Consider the following 23,808-nt stretch of genomic DNA (forward strand, 5'->3'; position numbering starts at 1 on the left):
ACAGTGGAGTTTTTGTGCGAATCTCGCACGTAGCAGTAGACGATTTTCGTTCATATCGTCATGCGGTAGTTGAATTTCCGCAGGGGACAACTGTACTCCTTGGTCCTAATGGTCAAGGAAAGACCAATCTGGTAGAAGCAATTGCTTACCTGTCTACATTCACAAGCCACCGTATTTCAGCGGAAAATGCTCTTGTCCGTGTGCCACATGACCCAAGCGAACAAATACCTGCTGGAGCTGTCATTCGGGTAAAAGCAGTATATGAAAATAACAGGAATAATATTATTGAGCTTGAAATAGTTCGAGGAAAAGCAAATCGCGCCAGACTTGATCGAAATAATGCGCGACCACGTGACATTCTTGCAATGGTACGAACAGTTGTTTTTGCGCCGGAAGACTTACAGCTTGTTCGGGGAGATCCTTCTGTTCGTCGCACATTCATGGATGATCTTGCTATACAATTACAACCATTAATTTCCCAAATAAAGGTAGATTTTGATAAGGTTGCGCGTCAACGTGCTGCACTTATGAAAAGTGCGCAGGCGGCTCTGCGACGCGGAAAAACACCAGATTTATCAACTATTGATGTATGGGATGAACGTTTTGCTGAGCTTTCCGCTCGTCTTACGGCAGCACGAGCACGAGCCATACGTTTATTGGCATCTCCTGCGGCAAGTGCGCATGACCATATTGCCCAATCGGGACGGGCATTCACAATGGCATACGATGCTTCTGTTGATCGTGCATTAAAAACATATCATCAGGTAGATCATGCTTTCTCCTCTGAAAAATTAAAGGGCATACCAGAAACCTCATCCAATGCGAACTTTGCGATTTTAAATACTGATTCGATTGTTTCTCATGATTTAGAGGATGTATCAGTTCAAACCGAACGCATGAAATATGCACTGACACTCATGCGCGATCATGAAGTGGAAAGGGGAGTGAACCTCGTTGGTGCGCATCGTGATGATGTGATTTTTTCATTGGGACATATGCCGGTGAAAGGATATGCAAGTCATGGAGAATCATGGTCTGTGGCATTAGGACTTCGCCTCGGTGCCTTTGAGGTGCTTTCAGCAGATGGTGAGCGGCCTATCCTCATTTTGGATGATGTTTTTGCTGAACTTGATGCGATTCGTCGAGATGCTTTAGCTGATTTTGTTCAAGAAGCAGAACAAGTGTTGATTACTGCTGCGGTAGCAGATGATGTTCCCAAAGCTTTAGATGCGCATGTACTACATGTACATTTCGATGCGGATGATGGGACTGTGGTGACTTCATGAGTAGTGCAAAGTCACGGTATATGCACACGCAGCAGTGGGAAGAATCAGCTCTTTTTGCTCGTCATGCTTTTCGTCGTGCGCAAGAATTAGCTGAAGAACAAGGCCATATTCGTGTGCATTTGCCTCGGCGACATCGCTTCGCTTTACGGCTTGGCATGAGTGAAGAATATGCTATTGAAAGTGATGACATATCGACTGCGGATGTGTTGCATCATGATGCTGATAATGTGGGTGATAGCGTCCATGATGAATTGAATCATGCAGCTTACCATGCAGATGCAGAGGGTGATCTTGTGTCATTAGGTCGCCGGTATCGCAGTGGACGTAGTGTATGGAAACGGCAACCGGGTATGGCTGCTACTCGTGTGTTGTATAGGTCGCCGCGGTCTATGAAGACTGTGGTGGATCGGTTGATTGCAGATAGTGGCTGGCAAACACAGACAAAAATGGGAACAATTATGGCTAAGTGGCCGCAGATTGTTGGAAAAACGGTTGCTGAGCATTGCAATGTGGAAACTTTTGAGGATAAAAAGCTTATTGTGCGCTGTACGTCAACTGCATGGACTAAACAGTTACAGTTATTATTGCCTACCATTGAACGGCGAATTGCGGAAGAAATAGGCGCTGGAGTGGTAAAGCAAGTAGTGGTGCGTGGCCCGGCTGCACCATCATGGAAAAAAGGTTTATGGTCGGTTCCTGGTAGGGGACCTCGTGACACATATAACTGAAATTAAAATGTTAATGGTGTGGCACTCATCATAATTGAATTTATGCAGGTCACATCGGTTTTATTGATGGAATCTTTGGTGCGCTATTACCCCTGCAAGTGCGTAACTTGGTAAACTTAGACGGTATGTTCATAGCCGAGGAATGATTATTCCTTAGGGAGGACCTGCACATATACGCAGGTCAATGAGGGGAGCCATTAGGTGGCTGAAACAACGACACGTGACACGCAAAGTTATGGCGCGTCAGATATTACCGTTCTTGAGGGTTTGGAAGCCGTCCGCAAACGGCCCGGTATGTACATTGGTTCTACGGGTGAACGCGGATTACACCACTTAGTTTATGAAGTGGTGGATAACTCGGTTGATGAAGCCTTAGCAGGTTACGCCGATCATATTGATGTAACGATCTTGGCTGATGGCGGTGTTCGTGTTGCTGATAATGGACGTGGTATTCCTGTAGATATTCACCCAACAGAACACAAGCCAACCGTTGAAGTTGTTATGACAATTCTTCATGCTGGCGGCAAATTTGGTGGCGGCGGATACGCTGTTTCTGGCGGCTTACATGGTGTAGGCATTTCTGTTGTCAATGCTTTATCCACACGTGTCGATACGGAAGTTCGCCGGCAAGGTCATGTATGGCGAATGTCTTTCGCTAATGGTGGTACCCCCATCACTCCTCTTGAAAAAGGTGAAGAAACAGAAGAAACAGGAACAGTTCAAACCTTTTACCCTGATGCCGCAATCTTTGAAACAGTGGAATTCAGCTTTGAAACATTGCGCACACGATTCCAGCAAATGGCTTTCCTCAATAAAGGTTTACGCATATCACTGACAGATGAACGGCCATGGGCTGCAGTTGAAGGTGACGAAATTACAGGTAATACACCTGAAGACTCTGACAGTGCACCTGCGCACCGTCATGTGTCCTATATGTATGAACACGGTTTACGTGACTACGTGGAGTATCTGGACTCAACAAAGAAAACAGAAGTCATTAACGCTGAAATCATTGATTTTGAATGTGAAAATGACGAAGGCACTATGTCACTTGAAATCGCAATGCAATGGACAAGTGCATATTCGTCGTCCGTTCATACATACGCAAATACAATTAACACCACTGAAGGTGGTATGCATGAAGAAGGCTTCCGTACAGCGTTAACCTCAGTGATTAACCGTTATGCCCGCGACAAAGGATTGTTGAAAGATAAAGACGACAATTTAACGGGTGAAGATGTACGTGAAGGCTTGACCGCTGTGATCTCTGTGAAACTTACAGAACCACAATTTGAAGGTCAAACAAAAACTAAGCTCGGGAACACTGAAGCACGTACTTTTGTACAAAAAACAGTGAACCAACTGCTGACAGACTGGTTAGATGCACACCCAGCCGACGCAAAAGCAATTGTAGCAAAAGGTCAGCAAGCTCAAATGGCCCGTGTTGCCGCTCGTAAAGCACGCGAAGCAACACGACGTAAAGGCGTCCTTGAATCAGCATCAATGCCCGGAAAATTACGTGACTGCTCCTCACGTAAAGCTGAAGATTGCGAAATCTTCATTGTTGAGGGTGACTCGGCTGGCGGTTCCGCTGTTGGTGGCCGTGATCCTGAACATCAAGCGATCTTGCCTATCCGAGGAAAAATCCTCAATGTTGAAAAAGCCCGTTTAGATAAAGCCTTATCTTCAGATACCATCCGATCTCTCATCACAGCATTCGGCACCGGTATTGGTGAAGAATTCAATCTAGAAAAGCTTCGCTACGGAAAAATCGTCATCATGGCTGATGCTGACGTTGACGGTCAACACATTGCCACACTGCTTTTGACATTACTTTTCCGATACATGCGTCCCCTAGTTGAATATGGGCATGTTTTTATCGCAATGCCGCCGCTATACAGATTGAAATGGTCTAACGCGGAACACCAATTCGCTTACTCTGACAAAGAACGCGATAAACTTTTGACAGCAGGTTCTGAAAAAGGACACCGACTACCCAAAGAAGGCGGTATTCAACGCTACAAGGGTCTAGGCGAAATGAATGACCACGAATTATGGGAAACCACAATGGATCCTTCGCGTCGAATACTTAAACAAGTAACATTAGACGAAGCAGCAGATGCTGACGAAATATTCACAATCCTCATGGGTGACGACGTTGACCGACGCCGGTCATTCATCCAGCGCAACGCCACAGACGTGCGCTTCCTGGACATATAAACCCTCACCGAGGCCAACCACCATACACCTCGGAAAGTGACAACAAAGGAACCACGTGAGCGACGAAAAAACCACAGGCACCGAAGAACACGTTGACTACGATCGTATTCAACAAGTTGACCTGCAAATGGAAATGCAGCGTTCGTACCTCGATTACGCAATGAGCGTGATTGTCGGACGAGCCTTACCTGATGTACGCGATGGTCTTAAACCTGTCCACCGTCGAATCCTGTACGCAATGTACGATGGCGGATACCGACCAACCTCATCTTTTTCGAAGTCTTCACGTATCGTTGGCGACGTCATGGGCACATACCACCCACACGGTGACGCAGCTATCTATGACGCCCTTGCTCGCCTTGTCCAATGGTGGTCGTTACGCGCCCCCCTTGTCGCAGGTCAAGGAAACTTTGGTACTCCCGGTAACCTTGGACCAGCTGCTCCGCGATACACCGAATGTAAAATGGCACCCCTAGCCATGGAAATGGTCCGTGACATTGACGAGGACACCGTCGATTTCCAAGACAACTACGATGGACGCGACCAAGAACCCACCATTCTACCGGCACGTTTCCCTAACCTTCTCGTTAACGGCTCCGAAGGTATTGCTGTTGGCATGGCCACACGAATACCACCGCACAACCTACGTGAAGTAGCTAAAGGCGTGCAATGGTACTTGGAAAACCCTGAAGCCACACGCGAAGAACTCCTCGAAGCCCTCCTGAAAATAATTCCCGGCCCAGATTTCCCCACGGGAGCAACAATTATGGGCAGAAAAGGAATTGAAGATGCCTACCGCACAGGGCGCGGTTCCATTACACAGCGTGCAGTCGTCAATGTTGAAGAAATACAGGGCCGCCAATGCCTCGTCGTCACAGAACTGCCCTACCAGGTAAACCCAGACAATTTAGCTGACAAGATTGCGCAGCTTGTCCGAGACGGACAAATCCAAGGTATCGCTGACATTCGTGACGAAACCTCAGGGCGAACCGGTCAGCGACTTGTCATTATTTTGAAACGTGACGCAATTGCGAAAGTCGTGCTCAATAACCTATACAAACGCACTTCTTTGCAAGAAAACTTCTCGGCCAACATGCTGGCCTTAGTTGACGGTGTCCCACGTACACTTTCTATTGATGGATTTGTGCGACACTGGGTCAAACACCAACTCAGTGTCATTGTGCGGCGCACACAGTACCGTTTAAGTAAAGCCAAAGAACGCCTGCATATTCTCGAAGGCTACCTCAAAGCGCTTGACGCATTAGATGAAGTAATCGCACTTATCCGTCGCAGTCCCACAGTTGACGAAGCCCGCACAGGTTTACAAACACTGCTGGATATCGACGAAATACAAGCAGACGCGATCCTGGCTTTGCAATTACGTCGCCTCGCAGCTTTGGAACGTCAAAAAATCCTAGACGAACACACTCAGTTACGTGAACGTGTTATTGATTTGCAAGACATCCTTGATCGCCCAGAACGTCAACGCTCCATCGTCTCCGAAGAACTCGGTGAAATCGTTGACAAATACGGCGACGAACGACGTACCACCATCGTTCCTTTCGACGGTGAAATGTCAATGGAAGACCTCATCCCATGTGATGACGTTGTTGTCACCATCACTCGTGACGGTTTCGCTAAACGCACACGCACTGACAACTATCGTTCACAAAAGCGCGGCGGAAAAGGTGTGCGCGGAACTCAACTACGCGGCGATGATGTAGTTGAACACTTCTTTGTCACCACCACACATCACTGGCTACTGTTCTTCACAAACCTTGGCCGTGTCTACCGCGCCAAAGCCTACGAAATCCCTGAAGGTGGTCGTGATGCTAAAGGACAGCACGTCGCCAACCTTCTCGCATTCCAACCGGAAGAACATATCGCGCAAGTCCTCGCAATCCAAGACTACGACCAAGCGGAATACCTCGTATTAGCAACAAAATCTGGTCTGGTGAAAAAGACCCGGCTAGAGGACTATCGCAGCGCTCGCACAGGCGGCATTATTGCCATTAACTTACGCGAGGACGAACAAGGCCAACCAGATGAACTAGTATCAGCACAGATTGTGAATGCGACAGACGATCTGTTACTGGTATCTCGTGACGGCCAAGCTGCCCGTTTTTCTGCAACAGATGAACAACTACGACCTATGGGACGCTCCACATCCGGTGTGCGCGGAATGCGTTTCCGTGATGACGATGAATTACTTACCATGGAAGTACCGCGTGAAGGCGCTGACCTCCTGATCGTCACCGAATCAGGATACGCCAAGCGAACACCCGTTGAAGAATATCCAACGAAAGGCCGTGGAACCCTAGGTGTGCGCGTCGGTAAGTTGGTTGAAGAACGTGGGGGACTAGTTGGCGCGCTTATCGTGAACCCTGATGAGGATGTCATGGTGATTACCGAATCCGGCAAACTCGTCCAAGTCAATGCATCCGATGTACGCCCAACATCACGCAACACAATGGGTGTTATTTTTGCTCGACCTGATGCGGATGACAGAATTATCGCTATCACGCCCAACCCTGAACGCGATATTGATGACACAATGGGGGAGAATACCGAAACTGTTAACGAACCTGAGGACGCGCAGGATCAAAACCCTGTAACGTCTAAGCAGGACGAAACACAGGAAGGCTGAGCCATGACTACGCACAATGACAATTACAGTGCCGCTGCACTTGATGCTCCCAGACGTGTCGAGCTGACACTTGCACGTGTTGATCCTTGGTCTGTGCTGAAAATCAGCTTCCTGCTGAGTGTGGCATTAGGGATCGCGGGAGTTTTCACTTCGATCATCCTGTGGTTTGTCGTTGACAGTATGCATGTATTCGCAGAAATTGAAAATTTCCTGACAAGTATGGGTGCAGAAAGTTTCAAAGCTCTGTTGGATTACGTGCGCCTACCTAAAGTCATGTCATATGCCACAATCATTTCAGTTATTAATGTGGTGCTCCTTACATCAATCGCAACTTTAGGTGCCTTGCTATACAACGTTATTGCTTCACTTGTTGGCGGCGTGCGGGTTTCATTAATGGACGAATAAATACCATTACAGCGGATTTACTTCGCAGGGTGCCCGAGTTCACTTTCTTCGGTTTTGCTCTGAGGGGTAAGGGCATGTAACATTATCTGGCGCCCTTCAAAGGGTGCAGATCTGACCTTTCGAGGTTAGGGGCCTATAGCTCAGTAGGTTAGAGCGCAGTCCTGATAAGACTGAGGTCGGTGGTTCGAGCCCACCTAGGCCCACTCTCCATAAAGGAGCACAGATCGGAGGTTCCGATGAGGAAATGGATCACAACCTTAACGGTGGTCAGTGGCGTTCTCGTTGCTGGTCTTGTGATCCGTCAAATCATGCAGGATCTTTCAGATAATGCTAATTTATGGAAGTCCGTTACGGACGAACCTGCTCTGCCTTAACAGGTAAGAAAAGGGGCTATGGCGCAATTGGTAGCGCACCTGCTTTGCAAGCAGGGGGTTACGGGTTCGAGTCCCGTTAGCTCCACTCCAGGGGGAAGTGTGAACTCTCGCTTTCGAGCGTAGGTCCGCACTTCCTATTTCATTTTCACTAGTTAATGCTTCTTTGAGATCTTTAAACTCGATGGGCCAGGCGTGGAACTACGCGGTCATGATAATGCCCCTTACTCATTCCTCCGATGAATTTCATGAAACCAGAAACTAGGACACCGATTTTCTTAGGCGATTTTTCTTGCAGGGCTTACAGCCTGCTGTGACCGCAGCACAAGTGGCAAGAAAACGAAAACACAAGCACAGCCCACACAAGCGCCCGCACACACATCACTTAGCCAATGAACAGCCAAATACAGGCGAGTCACCGCAATACAAGCAACAGCACCACATGTGAGTATCCACAAGACGATACAAGAAAAACGGCGCGATACCATGCCTGTCACCCTCAAAACACATGCAAGAGAAACAAAAAATGCACTCGCCGCAGCAGTATGCCCGGAAGGAAAAGAAAAAGAATGTTCAACAGCTAAACGCAAAACCTCCGGTGGGCGCGGCCGTTCATGAAAGAGTTTTATAAATGTCATCACCAATGCAGATACGCCAACGCAGAAAACAATAAAAAGCGGATACTGCCATTTCTTTGTTACAGCATAAAAAATTCCACTCATAAAAAGCGTAAGAATGATTGCGCGTAACGGATCAAAAAACCACGTCAAACCCAAAACAAAAGGTGATAAGACCTCATGACGCATACTCACAAAAATCTGCATAACAGCAGTATCAACACCAGTTGTAGGATTCACAATATACCCACACACGAAAACCACGCCAATAAGCAAAGCGCCGATCACAGGGAAGAAAAATCTTGTGTCACGCAACATGAGATAAGCCTAACGGGACCGCGCCTAATACAAAATAGAAACTATTTACTCATTTCTGTTGAGCATTAACCCGCTAACCCCTAATACCAGCCTCATGTACGGAAAAACCGCGAAGGGCCAGCATCACGCTGACCCTTCGCGGCATCCCATCAACACAGTGCAAGTTTTCCCGATCCATCACCTTTCCAGCCCAAAAGCTTCAAAGAATGTCCCCTATGGAACATCTCGGCTCCGCTTGATACCACATAAGTTACGCGCCCAACCTGAGCAAACCCCCTGAATAAACCTGAGATTTTCCTGAGAGTTTTATCAGATAGCTTTCACATACAGGAAAGAAACCTCGCAACGCTCAAAAACAACCGTTCAATCAGTCCTCCAACGCTCAAGGACTCCTCCAGTAACCACAGTCTACGGGCCTACACGCACCTCATCAACGAATAAGCCCCCACCTGCGCAAACGACGCATTTCATTCAGATACGTACGCCCAGGTTGACGCGGCAGGCCACGAAAAGTCCACTCCAAAATCACATCAGAAGAAAAAGAACCCGGCGAACACGCACCACACGAAGCAACACGCTGAGGACTACGATACAAAAACTTCTGCATCCCACACCGAGGACACGTTCCCACCCACGAAGGCTCAGGAGCAGGCAAATAAGCAGGTAAGCTCGCTTTCGGTGGCGCTCCAATCCGACGAGCAACATCACGCCACACCTGATCGTGCCCATGATGCGCCCCCACTAAAGCATGAGCAACCTCATGTAACACCACCTCACGGACCGTGGCAGGCTCATACAACAAGGTCAAAACACGCGACAAGGTAATTTTTTTCCGCTGATGATGACACGCCCCAGCCCTGCGCCTAGCACGATCAAAAGAAAAATCCCACTCACTTAACCCATGCGCATCCATAACAGAACGCGCCAACCTGCGAGCCGCATCAAGATCCATGCAGGTCACATACCCTCATGCGCGCGAGTAAGAATATGAATAATACGTTTCGCAGACACTTTAACAGCGGTCCCCAGCTGCTGAGCAAATAACGACACCCGAAGCTCCTGAATCATCCAATACGCCTCAACAAGACCAGCATGACGAACAGGGTCATACGGGCGCTGACGAGCAGCACTTTGATACTGGGTCAGCTCCGCCTCCAAATCATGTAACACAGACATATCGCGCAGATCCCGCGCCAAAACATTCGCAGAAGCACTCACACGTCGCAGCCGCACAGCACACCCACGTACATATCGAGCAATATGAGGTAACTGTGTGATCGGAGTCGAAACCACAAAACCTTTCCCCAAAAGACCATTAACCACAGTATCAGTATCCCGAATGACATCACCAAGAGAAGCAGAAAGACATGAAGCTCGCACATCAAGGTATTCACTGTGAGCCTCCATAGCACGCGCCACGTCACCAAGAATCTGATACACCCGATCTTCATGCAGATCACGAGCGCGACGAACAAGCAGTTCAAAAGACTCAGCCTCACGAACGCAAGACGGACCGCGTTCACCACACAGCTCATCAACCAAAGACACAGCGCTCGCCAACTGCGCTTCAGCCACCAAAAGCGCAGTATCACCATAAGAAGTAGCCGCCAACATTAAAGCCTCACGCCCGCTCCAACGGGTCGTCACACGTTTCGTTGCCAAAGCAAGACGCGCAAGAAGCAATCGCGCAAGACCCTCCCGATGACAACGCTCAGCAACAGATCGTGAAGCCATCAGACGCACCCCTGCGCACGGTTCCATTGCAGTTCCTTGAGCAACTAACGCCGGAAAAGCACGCAGCGACATCCCCTGATGCTCATGGTCAATGACATCTGGCACAACAGCCTCAGGAAAATCAGTAAGACCATCTTGAGTAACAATAATTTGTAAATCCGCCGGTATACTCCCAGACACAGCTTCACCGGTACTATCTGAAATGCGTGTAGCGGAAGAACTTTCTGAAAGCGGAAAAGAAGTATGACTTACAGGCGTTGACGTCGCGTGAATATGTGAGTCCTGCGAATCCTTATGAGCACGTGAATCATGCGCGCGCACACGACGAGCCGCATCATACAAAGCATCAGAAACTGCTGTGCGCACAGCCACACGAACAGCCTCATGAGATTTTTGTTCTAACGATTTTTGTAGGTACACAAGATCTTTTCCTGAATCCAATTCACGTCCAGACCGATCAATCACCACAAAAGTCATACGCAGATACTGAGGCAGGTGCTCAGACATGTGAGCAAGATCAGCACTATCTAAAGCCACCCCTCGAAGAATTCGCGCAGCCTGAACAAAAACTTCGCTAAAAGGTGGATAATCGCATGGCTGAATAGCTTTCGCATGGTCAATATCTGACGATGAAAAATCCCGTGATGGCACATGTGATTCAGCAGGTAATTGTGAATCCTTTACAGAAGAAACAGGTGAATCTGTAGCCGTATGTTTTTTAGGAGCAGGTGAAACTGGCGGCGAGGTGACTGACCGTTGTGAGGCCCGCGTGTGACCCGTGCGCTGACCCCACGCGGCAAGGCGATCCATTGCCGCAGATAAAGACGAAGGATCTTCACTAGGCGAAGGGGGAGACGCTAAAGGATGAGCGTGGGCACTATGTGTGTGCGCGGCAACAGTGGGGCGGTCAAGGGAATGAGTGCCTGAAATGTTTTGACCAGAAAACTGGGAAAATGAGTCTGTTTGTGTGACAGGCCCCCCATGAACATACTCGCGCATCCACTGTGCGAAGGTGGCCCCCACATCCGGGGCAGGAGTCAATAAACGACGTTTTGCTTTCGGCAAAGCCCGAATAGATTCAATGACCAGTTCAGTGAATAATCCCGATACTAACCAGTCAGTTCCTTGTTCACGTACACGCGGCAAGACCTCAACAGGAACCACCATAGTGACACCGTCACGCTGAGAACCTGGTGAAAATTCGTAACGCAGCGGCAAATCCATATCATCGCAAATCCAATGATCGGGAAAAACACCAGAATCAGCATTTACATTCCGCGGTAACAATACAGAACGCGGATAAATAAGCAGATCAGGATTATGACGGCGAACCTTTTTCCACCACGAAGAAAAATGAGCGGCACTGACAATACGCTCAGGAATCAGATCATCAAAAAAAGCAACTAAAGCATCTTCATCTGCTACAAGCCCATGAGTACGCGAACGTTTCTCTACCTCCCGAGCCTCACTTATGAGCTGAGAATTCCGTGTCAAAAAGTTGTGACGTTCCCGCCACTGGCCACGCACTAACCCATGACGAATAAGTAAAGAACGTGCTACCTGCCGCGCAGTTAAACAAACCTCCTCAGCATCTGCTGTACAAACCGGATTCACTGTGGGAACGGCTGTGGTCGAATCATCACAATCAGGCAATACTGTCTTTTGTTCACCTGCAGAAACGACATCACCTGTCACCGAACGGTAGGAAGATACCCCATCATTCACCTGATTTTGTAAGGCGGAGGTCGCATCAGCAAGAAAATCCGCACCATGAATATGCACAGGGAAAGACGGGTCAGCCTGCGCAAAGACAGCGAGAATTTCCTGCCGGCGAATGGCCTCATCTGCCTGAGAGTGAGTATTTTGCGCGTTGGATGCCGCTACTAAACCACGTGCCCGCGCATGAAGAGATCCAAGACGAGGCAGCGAAAAACTACGAGAAGCCGTATCAACACCTAAAGGCATATCACCTAAACGACCCAGCAAAACAGGGCGATCAGCGGCCAAAGGAACACCGTACAATAAGACTTTTTCCGTAACCAGAGCAGCCCCTCGTGCAGATGACCAGTACGGTTCACCGTACATACGTTTCAGAAGCGGCCCGGCCGCAGATTCAATCCATTCAGGCTGAATACGAGCCACCGTGCGAGCAAAAAGACGTGAAGTTTCCACAAGCTCAGCGGTCATCACCCATTCAGGATGCGAATGTGCAAGACCAGAACCCGGCCACAAAGAAAAACGAGTACCACGTGCCCCCGCATACTCACGTTTTGCAGGATCCCAAGCTCCGATATTCGACAAAAGGCCCACCAGTAAAGACCGGTGAATCTGGTCGGCATCAACACTATGAGCAGAAGCAGTGAATGCGACACTTGCACGAGCAGCCGCATCCACAATCCCACGTTCCTCAGCTTCCTGACGCACCTGAGCAAGAGAAGGCAAAGCCAGACGTTCCGCACCAATACCTAAAGGACGAGCCATCTGACGAAGCTGCGTTACCACATCACGCCACTCACGGAAACGCAGATAGTGCAAAAACTCTGAACGACACATACGACGGAAAGCAGAACCAGATAATTCACGTTGCTGCACATGCAGATAACGCCACAAATTCAAATAAGTGATGAAATCTGAGTCAGGATCCACAAAACGCGCATGTGCAGTATCAGCCGCTTGCTGATGATCTAAAGGCCGCTCACGAACATCCTGAATAGAAAGAGCAGCAACAATGACAAGAACATCAGATGAACACCCGTTTGCTTCAGCTTCAAGCAACATACGACCTAAACGAGGATCAACAGGCAGACGAGATAAATCCCGACCAATAGGTGTTAAACGGTGTGTCCCAGACGTATCAGAATCATCAACAGCAAGAGCACCAATTTCAACAAGCAAATGAATACCATCACGTACAGCACGAGCATCAGGCGCATCAAGGAAAGGAAAATCTGCAACAGAACCCAAACCTAAAGCCGTCATATGCAAAATGACGCTTGCAAGCGAAGTACGAAGGATTTCTGGCTCTGTGTAGGCTGGACGCGACTCGTAATCATGCTGTGAATACAGGCGGATAGCTACACCATCAGCGACACGCCCACAACGCCCAGCCCGTTGATTTGCGCTAGCTTGGGAAACAGGTTCAATGGGAAGTCGTTGCACTTTGGTTCGGTGCGAATAACGTGAAATACGCGCTAACCCAGGGTCAATAACGTAACGAATATCAGGGACAGTGAGCGACGTTTCTGCGACATTCGTTGATAAAACAATTCGACGAATCTGATGAGCTTCAAAAACCCGATGCTGTTCCGCCGCACTTAACCGGGCAAATAACGGAATAATTTCAATATCTGATGGATGAAAAGTAGCAGCACCTGAACCGACATCATCAGAAGATTTCACCCGCACACCCAAATGCTCTTTTAAGGCCTGCTCCACATCGCGTATATCGCGTTCACCCGGCAAAAATACCAGAATATCGCCCGGCCCTTCAGCGCATAATTCGTCAACGGCATGACAGATCGCCTGTTCAATATCAATATCCTCACCCAACCCATAACCTAAAGTCGGTAAATCATCGTCAGGGTCCTCAAGGACAAGCTGATCGACATGCGGCCCCTGCTTAGGTGAAACACTCACAGAATCATCACCGATGGAAGATGAGGAACTTGAGCACGACGAAGGAGCATCCACACTGAGCGGGCGGTAACGAATTTCCACAGGGAAAGTACGGCCCGACACGGAAATAATAGGTGCAGCCTGTCGCAGAACACCCGTAGTGCGAGGCCCTTCCCACACGCCAAAATGCGCGGCAAAGCGTTCAGAATCAATCGTTGCAGAAGTAATGATTACTTTTAAGTCTGGTCGTACAGGTAGTAAGCGCGCAATGTACCCCAAAATAAAGTCGATATTCAACGAACGCTCATGCGCCTCATCAATAATGAGAGTGTCGTAACGACGCAACAGAGGATCTGACTGTATTTCTGCGAGCAAAATACCGTCCGTCATCAGTTTCACGAGGGTAGTTGGACCCACCTCATCGGTGAAACGTACCTGATAGCCGACAACCTGGCCCGGAAGCGAACCAACAGACTGTCCCAGTTCCTCAGCGATCCGGTCAGCAACAGAGCGAGCAGCGATACGGCGAGGCTGCGTATGCCCGATCATTCCTGTAATACCCCTGCCAAGACTTAAACAAATCTTCGGCAACTGAGTGGTTTTACCTGAACCCGTTTCACCGGCAACGATAACGACCTGATGGTCACGAATTGCCTGAGCGATCTCATCACGATGAGCGCACACAGGAAGATCAGGGAAAGAAATAACAGGTAAAGCAGCAACACGTGCAGCTAATTCCTGCGCAGTAAAAGGCTGAAAAGCAGGTGCAGTATCACGTTCAGATGCGCGCGAAAGAGCGTGAGGTAACTGCCGGCGACGTGAATTTTTAGATGAGCGCTGCTGACGTGAATTTTTACGGTGAGAAACAAAAGAACCAGTAGCATCGCCAGAGGTACGCTCAGATGATGAAGGCTGAGACGCGCCAGAGGAAACAGCTGATTTTTTCCCATGAGACTTACGCCGCCGCCCAGAAGAAGGGAAAGGTGAGGAAGAATTTTCAGCTGCACTAGACACTCGAATATTCTAGCGACCTGCCCACACAACACGCTCAAGGAATACGACGCACACCTACCGGTGATGACGAGCAGGCACATGCTGCTGCGCCCATGAAATCACACGCTCAACCAAAGTATCAGGGCAAGAATCTTGCGTGAAATGTGTGTCCTGCATGATGTGGACACGCGAACCATCAGCCATCAGAGGGAAAACATCATGCGTGATCTGCGTCAGACCAGTCTCAACATCCTCACCATCATGAATAATGAGGATAGGGTAATCAATTCTGCGGAACAACGAATCTTGATCCACCATTGATAAATCCACTAAAGTCTGTTTAGATATCGTGAAATTTTGCCGATTCCCAGGCAAATCATCCGGTATAGTCGTTACACCATGCTTATCTAACTCATCCAGTTGAACAGTAGAAAAAATAGACTCCCACTGATACGTTCGCGGACCTAAAACCGGCGAAAACAAAACCATTGTCGTAGCAGCAACAGGATGCGCTGACAACGCAACAAGAGCACCATATGCGTGACCATGAATGATTTGCCGAGAAAAACCTTGATCGCTTACCCAACCGGAAGCAGCACGTAAATCCTCCACCTGCAATTCACGAGTAATAATGTCATCATCAGAAGCGCCATGACCTGAATAATCAAAAATAAGCGTCGCATAACCAGCAGCACGATACGCCGCTGCCAGACGATCAAAATACTCCCCTGAATTTCTGTTCTCAAAAACAGAATGAGAAAAGACGACAGCAGCATCCTTCGTATCAACAGGATTGATAAAAGTACCACACAGAGTACTCCCACGAGGTGTCACAATCTGAACGTCACTCATTCTTCCAACCTATAGTCTGAAGGAGGCAAACAAAAGAGTATTTCATTAAACGCAACATTGTGACATCTTTCGCCGCTCTTTTTTCAAGGAATCCTTTAACAAAAGTCAGACAGCCGGTAGGCTGAGACAAAGAAGTACACGTCGTAGAGAGGAACATATGGGTACGAAGTTTGGAATCGTTCTCGGATTCGGTATCGGATACGTCCTCGGAACACGCGCTGGACGCGAAAAATACGAAAAAATACGCGCCGCAGCCTCCCGTTTACGTTCCGTTCCCATCGTCGCAGCACCTCTGGACAAAGCAGGGGAAGCGCTTTCCGATGTGGTGCGCGTCCAAGGTGAACGTATTACCGACAAAGTAGCCGACGCTGTGAAAGAACGCCTTTTCGCTGTACCACCCACACACTCATCGACGCAAGACGAGACACGAGAAAACACAGCGACAAGGCCACACACCTCATAATGACATCACCACAAAATCACACGCCTACACCTGCGCAGATTCGTCGCTGGCGACGCCACCTCGCAGAAGAACGCATGGAAGCGCGCACATACCGTGCGCTCGCTGAACGACGTGTTGGTGAAGAACGTGACGTCCTCCTTGCGCTCGCTGAAGCCGAACGACGCCACGAAGAACACTGGCTGCGTCTCCTCGGGGAACGCGCACTACCTGCACCACGCCCCTCATTACATGCTCGTATCGGGGCGGCACTTGCACGCGCATTCGGCACCATATTCATTCTCGCAATGGCGCAACGAGCTGAACAACGAAGCCGATATGACGTTGACATGGACGCGACCGCTCAAATGGCCGCCGATGAGCACATACACGGCGAAGTTGTGCGTGGACTCACTGCGCGTTCACGTCAAACCCTCGCAGGAACATTCAGGGCCGCTGTTTTTGGTGCAAATGATGGTCTTGTATCAAATCTTGCCCTTGTTCTTGGAGTAGCGGCCACTGGAATTGACACATTACTAATCCTGATGACAGGTGTGGCAGGCCTGCTAGCAGGGGCTTTATCAATGGCCGCCGGCGAATGGGTGAGTGTACAAAGCCAAAGGGAATTACTTGACGCTTCCATACCTGACCCTGAGGCTCACAAATCGGTGACACACCTCGATGTCGATGCGAATGAACTGGCCCTCGTTTTCCGTGCGCGCGGTGAAAGCCCAGAAGAAGCCGAAGCCCATGCTGCCGCTGTTTTTCGACAAGCAAACGCCCCAGCAACAACAGAATCCGGCGTAATCGCGGTCAGGGCTGCTTTAGGTGATGGCGGAGAGCGTACGCAAGGAGCAGCCGAGGAAATCGGGACACCGTGGCATGCCGCCGCATCCTCGTTTATTTTCTTTGCGACAGGCGCGCTCATCCCTTTGATCCCGTATATCTGTGGAGCATCAGGAACACTTGCCATCATTCTTTCAGCTGCAATCGTGGGTATCGCCCTCCTTTTCACAGGGGGAGTCGTTGGTGTGCTCTCAGGTCAAGCGCCGCTACCCAGAGCGTTACGACAACTGGTTATTGGTTACGCGGCCGCGTTGGTGACATACGTCCTCGGTGCGATTTTTGGTGTTCAAACTTCCTGATAAAAGGCACGGGAATGCCTGACATACATGCATAATTTTTGTCTGAAGGAACCCCTATCCGACAGGCACACGCACATGTGCTCAGGTACGACGAAATGATGCCGCACAGGTAAAGAACTATGTGCGAAATTATGGATGTCTACACGGTTTTTCCCAGTAAAAATGCCACAATATGAGCTGTGTTCCATTCATCATTGAATGTCCTCAACGAAATGCTTCCGGATCTTTTCCGCGCCATCGACCTCCTTGGTGTGCTCCTTAACGGAATCCTTGGTGGTCACCTGGCGCGTACAAAACGTTTTGACGCCGTAGGTTTTGCGGTTCTAGCAATCATGTCAGCCTTAGCAGGGGGGATGCTGCGTGACGTTTTTCTGCAAGTCGGACCCCCCGTGGCGCTGACAGATCCATTCTACTTGGGAACAGCCCTTATTGGCGCGGGTATTGCGATGTTGTGGAAACTGAACTCACGCGGCTGGCGTATCGCCCTCGTTATTGCTGATGGAACTGTTCTTGGATGCTGGGCCGCCACAGGAGCACTCAAAACAGTCAATGCAGGTTTTGGCTGGATGCCTGCGCTCCTTCTGGGCATCATGACAGCTATTGGTGGAGGCATGATTCGGGATATCTCTGCGGGCACAGTTCCTCAAGTTTTTGGCGGGAATAATCTGTACGCCACGCCCGCGCTGGTATCTTCCGCAGTAATGCTGCTGTTTTACCAGTATGAATTGGAAACACTCGGAATGCTTGTTGCAATTATCGTTGGCTCAGGTTTCACATGTGTTGCTCACTGGCGACGCTGGCAATTACCGCAACACACAGACTGGGAACTGACACCAGCGTATTTACGGCAGCTACGTGAGGAACGAAAAAATAACCTGTGAAATCAGAAAAACCCCTTTCACACAGGTCAAAATACGCAAGGAAACATCAAAGAACATGCGTTCCAGGTAGGGTAGGAACCAGATTTTCATTGTGGTCTTTTCTGATAAACGAACGAATGAAATGTTAGTGTGGTCTGTCAATAGTAGGTGAGAGCCTGAATGATCCTCACTCGGCTATTGCCCACCGTTTACGAAAAATAAGGCACACTGGCACGAAGTGGGCCTCAGAACCGCAGAGGACAAGCCCGTGAGCACGAAAGCCGCGTCAAACGGATCCCCAACCCCCCGCCGTTTCAAAACACGACACCTATCAATGATGGCTTTAGGCAGTGCAATCGGCGGTGGATTTTTCCTTGGAACAGGTCAAGCCATCGCTGTAGCAGGACCAGCAGTGCTGATTTCGTACATGCTTGCGGCCTTTATCGCGGTTTCGGTGATGTACTCTCTTGCGGAACTGGCTTCAGCTCTACCGTCGACAGGCTCTTTTTCCACATACGCTCAGATAGGAATTGGACGCCTTGCCGGTTTCACAGTGGGGTGGTTGTACTGGTTTATGCTCATGATGGTGCTTGGCATGGAAATCACAGGGGCCGCGAAAATTTTCATCGGATGGTTCCCTTCGGTTCCGCAATGGTTAGTTGCCCTCATTATCGTCATCATTCTTGGTGGGATTAACCTCATGGCAGCGGGGCATTTTGGTGAAGTCGAAGCATGGCTTGCAGGTATTAAAGTCGCCGCTATCCTTGTTTTCCTTGTTATCGGAGTGGGCCTAGTTACCGGTATCATCCCGGGTCGTGAAGCATCTGTCATTGACACCATGCTGGGGCATGGCGGGTGGATTCCCAACGGGATGTCTGGTGTTGCGATAGGACTTCTGGCGATCATCACCTCATTTGGCGGTATCGAAGTGGTGACGATCGCTGCTGCTGAAGCTGATGATGCGCGAACAGCTATGGCTCACGCAATTCGTTCTGTTATTTGGCGTATCCTTGTTTTCTACGTAGGGTCCGTGGTTTTGATTGTCTGCTTACTGCCGTGGGATTCTCAGGCTGTGCGTGACAATCCTTTCGCGGAACTTTTATACATGGCCGGTATCCCAGCGGTAGGACGAATCATGGAAATGATTGTTTTTATCGCACTGATTAGCGCTTTTTCAGCGAATGTGTATTCCTCGTCGCGCCTAGCTTATTCTTTATCAGCCCGAGGTATGGGAGTGCGATGGCTATTAGGTGCCGCCTCTGCTAACTCAAATACGCACGTAGAATATGAGCATTCAGAAAACAAACTGGAAGCAGTTGTTGCGGGCGAATCCTCCACTGGTGACATTGCGAATGGGCGTACCCCTCGCCGTTCAGTATCCGTGTCGTTGCTCCTTGCATTAGCGTCGGTGGTGTTGAACTGGTATTTACCTGACACGTTATTAGGCATCCTCATTAACGCTATCGGAATGATTTTGCTGGTGGTGTGGATATTCATTGTGATTTCTCAAATGCGCCTTCACCGGCATCTTGTACAGGAAAAACGCCTTGCAATCCACATGCCAGGCTGGCCGTGGCTTCCGTGGGTTGTTTTGGTTGCGCTTGCAGGATTGGGTGTGTTGATGGCCCTGACAGAATCAGGCCGCGCGCAATTGCTATCAATGGGCGGCCTCATAATTGTTATCGTGATGATCTTCTTTGTTCGTGAACGCATCATAAGCCTTCAAACAGAAAAGTAAAGAAACCATCAAAACTATGTGCCCTCACCACCTCATGGACATACATCATGCCCTGAAGGTAAAGCGCACCGGCTGTGGAATATTTCCTCATGATGTGGCTGCAATGAGCACTGCCATTACGATAGTCAACGCAATAAGTAACGAAAGGTGACATGCGTGATGGCTTCCTCTGGTCGCGCCGATAAAAGGAAAAAATACGGGCAAAACCCCGTTCCTTTGATTATTCTGGCCGCGTGCACAGTAATTTTTGTGATCCTCATTGGCCCGCCACCTGCTTTTAACCTGGCAGGCTGGTGGTCGACAGACACTCCACCCGTATCACGCACATTAGATTCCGCCTACCGTGACATTGCTTCAACAGACACGGGAACAATGCTGATGTCCTTACCTGTACGCGAGGACAATACACGTCAAAAAATTCCACGCTATGACCGTGAAGCTTTCGGCGCTCGCTGGGCTGACATTGACCATAATGGCTGCGATACGCGCAATGATATTTTGAGTCGTGATTTATCGCAGGTTACCTACAAAAAAGGAACAAAAAACTGCGTAGTCCTCTCAGGAAAACTACAGGATCCCTACACAGGACAACTCATTGATTTTGAACGAGGCAACGAAACATCAAAAAAAATCCAAATCGACCATATCGTTCCCCTAGCGAATGCGTGGGCCTCAGGAGCATGGGAATGGGACGAAGCAACCCGTGAAAAATTTGCAAACGACCCAGAAAATCTTCTTGCTGTTGACGGGCCAGCTAACCAAGAAAAAAGCGCGAAAACTGCTGACGAATGGCTTCCAAAAAACAAAGATTTTCATTGCGACTACGTAAAACGACAAGTCAAAGTGAAATACGCGTGGAAACTTTCTGTGACCAACGCAGAACGCGACGCAATAGCGAATGTTTTACACAGTCAATGTCCCACAGCATCATAAAAGCCTTATACGCCCGCTTACATGAACAAAGAATGAGGACCGGATTAACCTAAGTCACCTACTGACAGCACAGAAGAAAACACTATCCCAGCTACAGCCAGCCAGATTCAGTGGCAATACGCACCGCTTCTGCACGAGTGCGCGCGTGAGTTTTCAGCATCGCTGCACTTACATGATTACGCACAGTCCCAGAACTTAAAGATAATTCCTTGGCAATATCAGCAATCGTCCCGCCTTGAGCCACATGACGCAGGATTTCAATTTCCCGATCTGTTAAAGGACAAGTACCTGATTCCAATGTTTTGACAGCCAACACAGGATCTATCACACGTACCCCTGAAGCAATACGACGCACAGCTTCAGCTAATTGCTGCGAGGGCGCATCCTTCACCATAAAACCGGAAGCTCCCGCATCTAAAGAACGTTGAACATAGCCGGGACGGCCAAAAGTCGTCAATATTAAGACACGAATATTCGGGAAACGCGCACGTAATACCTCACAGGTAGCAATACCATCCATGACGGGCATCTCAATATCCATGAGTACCACGTCCGCAGGAGAGGGAAAGCCAGTGCTTTGGCTTAAAAAATCCAGCAACTGTAAGGCTTCACGCCCATGAGCGGCAGTCCCCACGACCTCAATATCTGTTTCTAAAGATAAAAGAGAAGCGAAAGCCTCACGAATCATCGTCTGATCGTCAACAATGACGATTCGTATGGGCATCTATGCTTCACCATGACTTTCGTGAGCGTCTTCTGAATAGAAAACGAGACGGAGGAACCATCGGTCTTTTTCCTGCCACCATGATAACGTGCCCACATGGGCTGTGCGCGCACTGAGTCCTGACAGGCCACTTCCGCCTAATAGGGCAGTATCAGAATCAGAAACGGCCAAACGATAAGGTAATGCACCTGCGTATCGTGAACTGCGTAGGCCATCGTTGATAACGGTGACAGATTGTTCGGTTAATTCGACAATAATGTGGTGCGGTTTACTGTGTCGTAGCGCGTTGATACATCCCTCACGAATAACATGAGCAGCCATTGTTGAATAGATTCTGGCATGAGGTGTCCCTGAACGTTTAACGGTGAGGGTGACTCCTGCGGTGGACAGTAAAGTGCGAGCTTCGTCGATTTCTGTATCAGCATCGAGGGTGCGTTCAGATGCTACGACAGCGCGTACATCGGTCAGTGCTGTGCGTGAGAGCTCCAAAAGTTCCTCCACATGTGCGCGTGCTGCATCAGTGGAGCCATTGTCAATGAGGCGAACCGCAAGATCGGCTTTTATGGTGATTCCAGTGAGGGTATGGCCCAAAATGTCATGAAGGTCAGCGCTGATACGATGGCGTTCTTTTTCTTGTGCTAGGCGCAAAGCGTGTGTGAATTGGTGTTCTTTTGCTCGTCCGTGAGTAATGGCAAAGCGAGAAGTTGAAGAGACAATACTTGTGGCAAGGATAGTAAAGAAAGAGAAAAAAGTTTCTTGAGGAAAAACGATGATCTCCACAAGGGCAGCAGCGAATATGGCAGATATTGTGGGAACAGTCCAATGTCTAGGAGCCAATAGGACAGCGCATGAAGCAACGTATGACATAAGGTAAATTCCACCGGAATTTCCGATTGCATGAATAGTAACTGTCAGGTAGATCTGCGCGGCCAAAAGTAAGGAAATTGTCAGAATAAATGACTGTATATTCTGACGAGTAGCTATAAGTGGAGCCGTGTCATTTACTAACCATGCGGCCACGTAAATGACAGTAAGAGCAAAGATCCCACCCCCTATGACAAAGCGCTGTGAATATGAAATATCTGCGATAAAAAGCGTATGTATTGGGGCAGCAAGGAAAATAAGGAACGGTAGTGCCCACAGTAAAGCTAAGGGTCGTGTCCGAGAAGGAGTCTGCGTGGTCACGGTTTCTTGAATAGTTACGCCACCACTGTGATTGCCATGGGACGAGTGTGAGTGAACTACTGTGCTAGGACTTTTCACATGTGCCTCCTGTTACGGTTCTATTGCCGCAGGTGAAGTATGTATCAGCGTGCGGTGTCGTGACGCTGTGCCCATATAGCAATCACACCAAAAAATACGGTCCATACGGCGTAGTTAACGGCATACCCCCAATGAAAATTATCCCACCCATACACAGGAATCTGACTGAGTTGGAAAATCCCATAAAGAGGGGTCCATGGGGCAACGGACTGCATGAAGGAACCCATTTGGTTGAGTGGAATAAACAATCCAGAGGCAAAAGAACTAAGAACAATAACGCAGCTTGTAACGGTAAAAACACCGTCACTTCGGACAAGAAAAGCGAAAGCCAATCCAATGGTGACAGGGAGTAAACATAGGGCGATGATAAGAGAGAATGAATAGAGCCACGTTTCAGGGTGCATACGAGCACCAGTAAAGTAACCAATAATGTAAACCACAGCAAGCGTAATGATGTTGAGAATACTGAGGGCGCACAAACGGGCACAAAAGAAAGCATGACCAGATATAGGGGTTAAAGCAAAAAGGCGTGAAATGCCAGAAATACGTTCTAAAGCAATATTACTTGCTACAGAAGAAGCAGCGACAATGATCCCGTAAAGCCCCATATTCACTAAAACGGAGGCCGCAGCATTTGTGTGAACTACCCATATATCAGAGTAATCCCGGCCCGCACCAAAAAGCATGTACATAAAAAGCGGCAAAATAATTGAAAAACCCACAAGGAAAGGATTGAGTAACAGTTTACGTGTCGTGAAATAGGTGAGGGCGCCTATGCCATACCACCCGCTTTGGGGTGTGCGCAGGTCATCAATACGATCATCAGAGGTAGGAAAAGGACTCTTGTGCGTCGAAAGCGACGTAGGGGTCATGAAAATCAGCTCCAGTAAAAAGGTGGGTAACAGGTGAGGTATGAAGTA

General features: G+C 48.9%; 18 protein-coding genes and 2 tRNA genes. 13 read left to right on the forward strand and 7 right to left on the reverse strand.

All coding sequences use genetic code 11. The features are described from left to right. The first annotated feature begins 14 nt into the window (after positions 1-14). The 8 genes from recF (at position 15) to LRP57_RS06715 (ending at position 7,745) form a co-directional block, all read left to right on the forward strand. Positions 15-1,286: a DNA replication/repair protein RecF gene (gene recF, locus LRP57_RS06680; RefSeq protein ID WP_231205748.1), complete on the forward strand. Its 1,272-nt coding sequence runs from the start codon at positions 15-17 to the stop codon at positions 1,284-1,286. Next, a complete protein-coding gene (locus tag LRP57_RS06685; RefSeq protein ID WP_231205749.1) occupies positions 1,283-2,014 on the forward strand; it encodes a DUF721 domain-containing protein in 732 nt (243 codons plus the stop codon). Before recF ends, LRP57_RS06685 begins: the two co-directional genes overlap by 4 nt. 201 nt (positions 2,015-2,215) lie before the next feature. Beyond that, positions 2,216-4,234 (forward strand): DNA topoisomerase (ATP-hydrolyzing) subunit B, encoded by a 2,019-nt coding sequence (gyrB, locus tag LRP57_RS06690; protein ID WP_231205750.1) that lies wholly within the window; start codon positions 2,216-2,218, stop codon positions 4,232-4,234. Between the two features lie 55 nt (positions 4,235-4,289). Continuing rightward, entirely contained in the window at positions 4,290-6,881 is a 2,592-nt protein-coding gene (gyrA, locus tag LRP57_RS06695) for a DNA gyrase subunit A (protein ID WP_231205751.1), read from the forward strand. A 3-nt stretch (positions 6,882-6,884) separates the two neighbouring features. Further along, positions 6,885-7,286 (forward strand): DUF3566 domain-containing protein, encoded by a 402-nt coding sequence (locus LRP57_RS06700; protein WP_231205752.1) that lies wholly within the window; start codon positions 6,885-6,887, stop codon positions 7,284-7,286. A gap of 129 nt (positions 7,287-7,415) precedes the next feature. Further along, positions 7,416-7,489, forward strand: a tRNA-Ile gene (locus LRP57_RS06705). Positions 7,490-7,522: 33 nt separating this feature from the next. Further along, positions 7,523-7,660, forward strand: coding sequence for a DLW-39 family protein (locus tag LRP57_RS06710; protein WP_231205753.1), 138 nt, complete (start codon positions 7,523-7,525; stop codon positions 7,658-7,660). Between the two features lie 12 nt (positions 7,661-7,672). After that, a tRNA-Ala gene (locus LRP57_RS06715) sits at positions 7,673-7,745 on the forward strand. Positions 7,746-7,935: 190 nt separating this feature from the next. Here LRP57_RS06715 and LRP57_RS06720 read toward each other — a convergent pair. The 4 genes from LRP57_RS06720 to LRP57_RS06735 all read right to left on the reverse strand — a co-directional run bounded on the left by LRP57_RS06720 (position 7,936) and on the right by LRP57_RS06735 (position 15,786). Continuing rightward, positions 7,936-8,592, reverse strand: a complete 657-nt coding sequence (locus LRP57_RS06720; protein WP_231205754.1) for a phosphatase PAP2 family protein — start codon at positions 8,590-8,592, stop codon at positions 7,936-7,938. Between the two features lie 430 nt (positions 8,593-9,022). Next, positions 9,023-9,544 (reverse strand): SprT-like domain-containing protein, encoded by a 522-nt coding sequence (locus LRP57_RS06725; protein ID WP_231205801.1) that lies wholly within the window; start codon positions 9,542-9,544, stop codon positions 9,023-9,025. Between the two features lie 5 nt (positions 9,545-9,549). Continuing rightward, entirely contained in the window at positions 9,550-14,955 is a 5,406-nt protein-coding gene (locus tag LRP57_RS06730) for a DUF3418 domain-containing protein (protein ID WP_442984714.1), read from the reverse strand. Positions 14,956-15,009: 54 nt separating this feature from the next. Next, positions 15,010-15,786, reverse strand: coding sequence for an alpha/beta hydrolase (locus LRP57_RS06735; RefSeq protein WP_231205755.1), 777 nt, complete (start codon positions 15,784-15,786; stop codon positions 15,010-15,012). 157 nt (positions 15,787-15,943) lie between these two features. Here LRP57_RS06735 and LRP57_RS06740 point away from each other — a divergent pair, with 157 nt between their 5' ends. The 5 genes from LRP57_RS06740 to LRP57_RS06760 all read left to right on the forward strand — a co-directional run bounded on the left by LRP57_RS06740 (position 15,944) and on the right by LRP57_RS06760 (position 20,901). After that, positions 15,944-16,249: a YtxH domain-containing protein gene (locus LRP57_RS06740; RefSeq protein ID WP_231205756.1), complete on the forward strand. Its 306-nt coding sequence runs from the start codon at positions 15,944-15,946 to the stop codon at positions 16,247-16,249. After that, on the forward strand, positions 16,249-17,370 hold the full coding sequence (locus tag LRP57_RS06745; RefSeq protein WP_231205757.1) for a VIT1/CCC1 transporter family protein: 1,122 nt from the start codon (positions 16,249-16,251) through the stop codon (positions 17,368-17,370). Before LRP57_RS06740 ends, LRP57_RS06745 begins: the two co-directional genes overlap by 1 nt. A 212-nt stretch (positions 17,371-17,582) precedes the next feature. Then, positions 17,583-18,251 carry a trimeric intracellular cation channel family protein gene (locus LRP57_RS06750; protein WP_231205803.1) on the forward strand — a complete coding sequence of 223 codons (669 nt, stop codon included), beginning with the start codon at positions 17,583-17,585 and terminating at the stop codon, positions 18,249-18,251. A gap of 313 nt (positions 18,252-18,564) precedes the next feature. Then, on the forward strand, positions 18,565-19,968 hold the full coding sequence (locus LRP57_RS06755; RefSeq protein ID WP_231205804.1) for an amino acid permease: 1,404 nt from the start codon (positions 18,565-18,567) through the stop codon (positions 19,966-19,968). A 159-nt stretch (positions 19,969-20,127) separates the two neighbouring features. Beyond that, positions 20,128-20,901 carry an HNH endonuclease family protein gene (locus LRP57_RS06760; RefSeq protein WP_231205805.1) on the forward strand — a complete coding sequence of 258 codons (774 nt, stop codon included), beginning with the start codon at positions 20,128-20,130 and terminating at the stop codon, positions 20,899-20,901. A 91-nt stretch (positions 20,902-20,992) separates the two neighbouring features. Here the strand turns inward: LRP57_RS06760 and LRP57_RS06765 are convergent, their stop codons facing one another. From LRP57_RS06765 to LRP57_RS06775, 3 genes are read right to left on the reverse strand one after another with little or no spacing between them, the layout of a single operon-like run. Beyond that, positions 20,993-21,625 (reverse strand): response regulator transcription factor, encoded by a 633-nt coding sequence (locus LRP57_RS06765; protein ID WP_231205758.1) that lies wholly within the window; start codon positions 21,623-21,625, stop codon positions 20,993-20,995. Further along, the gene (locus LRP57_RS06770; protein ID WP_231205759.1) at positions 21,626-22,888 is read right to left on the reverse strand and encodes a sensor histidine kinase; all 1,263 of its coding nucleotides are present in this window, start codon (positions 22,886-22,888) and stop codon (positions 21,626-21,628) included. Between the two features lie 44 nt (positions 22,889-22,932). Beyond that, complete coding sequence (locus tag LRP57_RS06775) at positions 22,933-23,760, reverse strand: ABC transporter permease (RefSeq protein ID WP_231205760.1); 828 nt, start codon at positions 23,758-23,760, stop codon at positions 22,933-22,935. Positions 23,761-23,808 lie beyond the last annotated feature (48 nt).

Source organism: Schaalia sp. lx-260 (assembly GCF_021083645.1).
GTDB lineage: Bacteria > Actinomycetota > Actinomycetes > Actinomycetales > Actinomycetaceae > Pauljensenia.

Coding starts and splice junctions, on each gene's coding strand:
- LRP57_RS06720 (WP_231205754.1), bottom strand. CDS start 8,592: ATGTTGCGTGACACAAGATTTTTCTTCCCTGTGATCGGCGCTTTGCTT.
- LRP57_RS06760 (WP_231205805.1), top strand. CDS start 20,128: ATGGCTTCCTCTGGTCGCGCCGATAAAAGGAAAAAATACGGGCAAAAC.
- LRP57_RS06725 (WP_231205801.1), bottom strand. CDS start 9,544: ATGGATCTTGATGCGGCTCGCAGGTTGGCGCGTTCTGTTATGGATGCG.
- LRP57_RS06740 (WP_231205756.1), top strand. CDS start 15,944: ATGGGTACGAAGTTTGGAATCGTTCTCGGATTCGGTATCGGATACGTC.
- LRP57_RS06750 (WP_231205803.1), top strand. CDS start 17,583: ATGCTTCCGGATCTTTTCCGCGCCATCGACCTCCTTGGTGTGCTCCTT.
- LRP57_RS06735 (WP_231205755.1), bottom strand. CDS start 15,786: ATGAGTGACGTTCAGATTGTGACACCTCGTGGGAGTACTCTGTGTGGT.
- LRP57_RS06710 (WP_231205753.1), top strand. CDS start 7,523: ATGAGGAAATGGATCACAACCTTAACGGTGGTCAGTGGCGTTCTCGTT.
- LRP57_RS06755 (WP_231205804.1), top strand. CDS start 18,565: ATGATGGCTTTAGGCAGTGCAATCGGCGGTGGATTTTTCCTTGGAACA.
- LRP57_RS06765 (WP_231205758.1), bottom strand. CDS start 21,625: ATGCCCATACGAATCGTCATTGTTGACGATCAGACGATGATTCGTGAG.
- LRP57_RS06745 (WP_231205757.1), top strand. CDS start 16,249: ATGACATCACCACAAAATCACACGCCTACACCTGCGCAGATTCGTCGC.
- LRP57_RS06775 (WP_231205760.1), bottom strand. CDS start 23,760: ATGACCCCTACGTCGCTTTCGACGCACAAGAGTCCTTTTCCTACCTCT.
- LRP57_RS06700 (WP_231205752.1), top strand. CDS start 6,885: ATGACTACGCACAATGACAATTACAGTGCCGCTGCACTTGATGCTCCC.
- LRP57_RS06685 (WP_231205749.1), top strand. CDS start 1,283: ATGAGTAGTGCAAAGTCACGGTATATGCACACGCAGCAGTGGGAAGAA.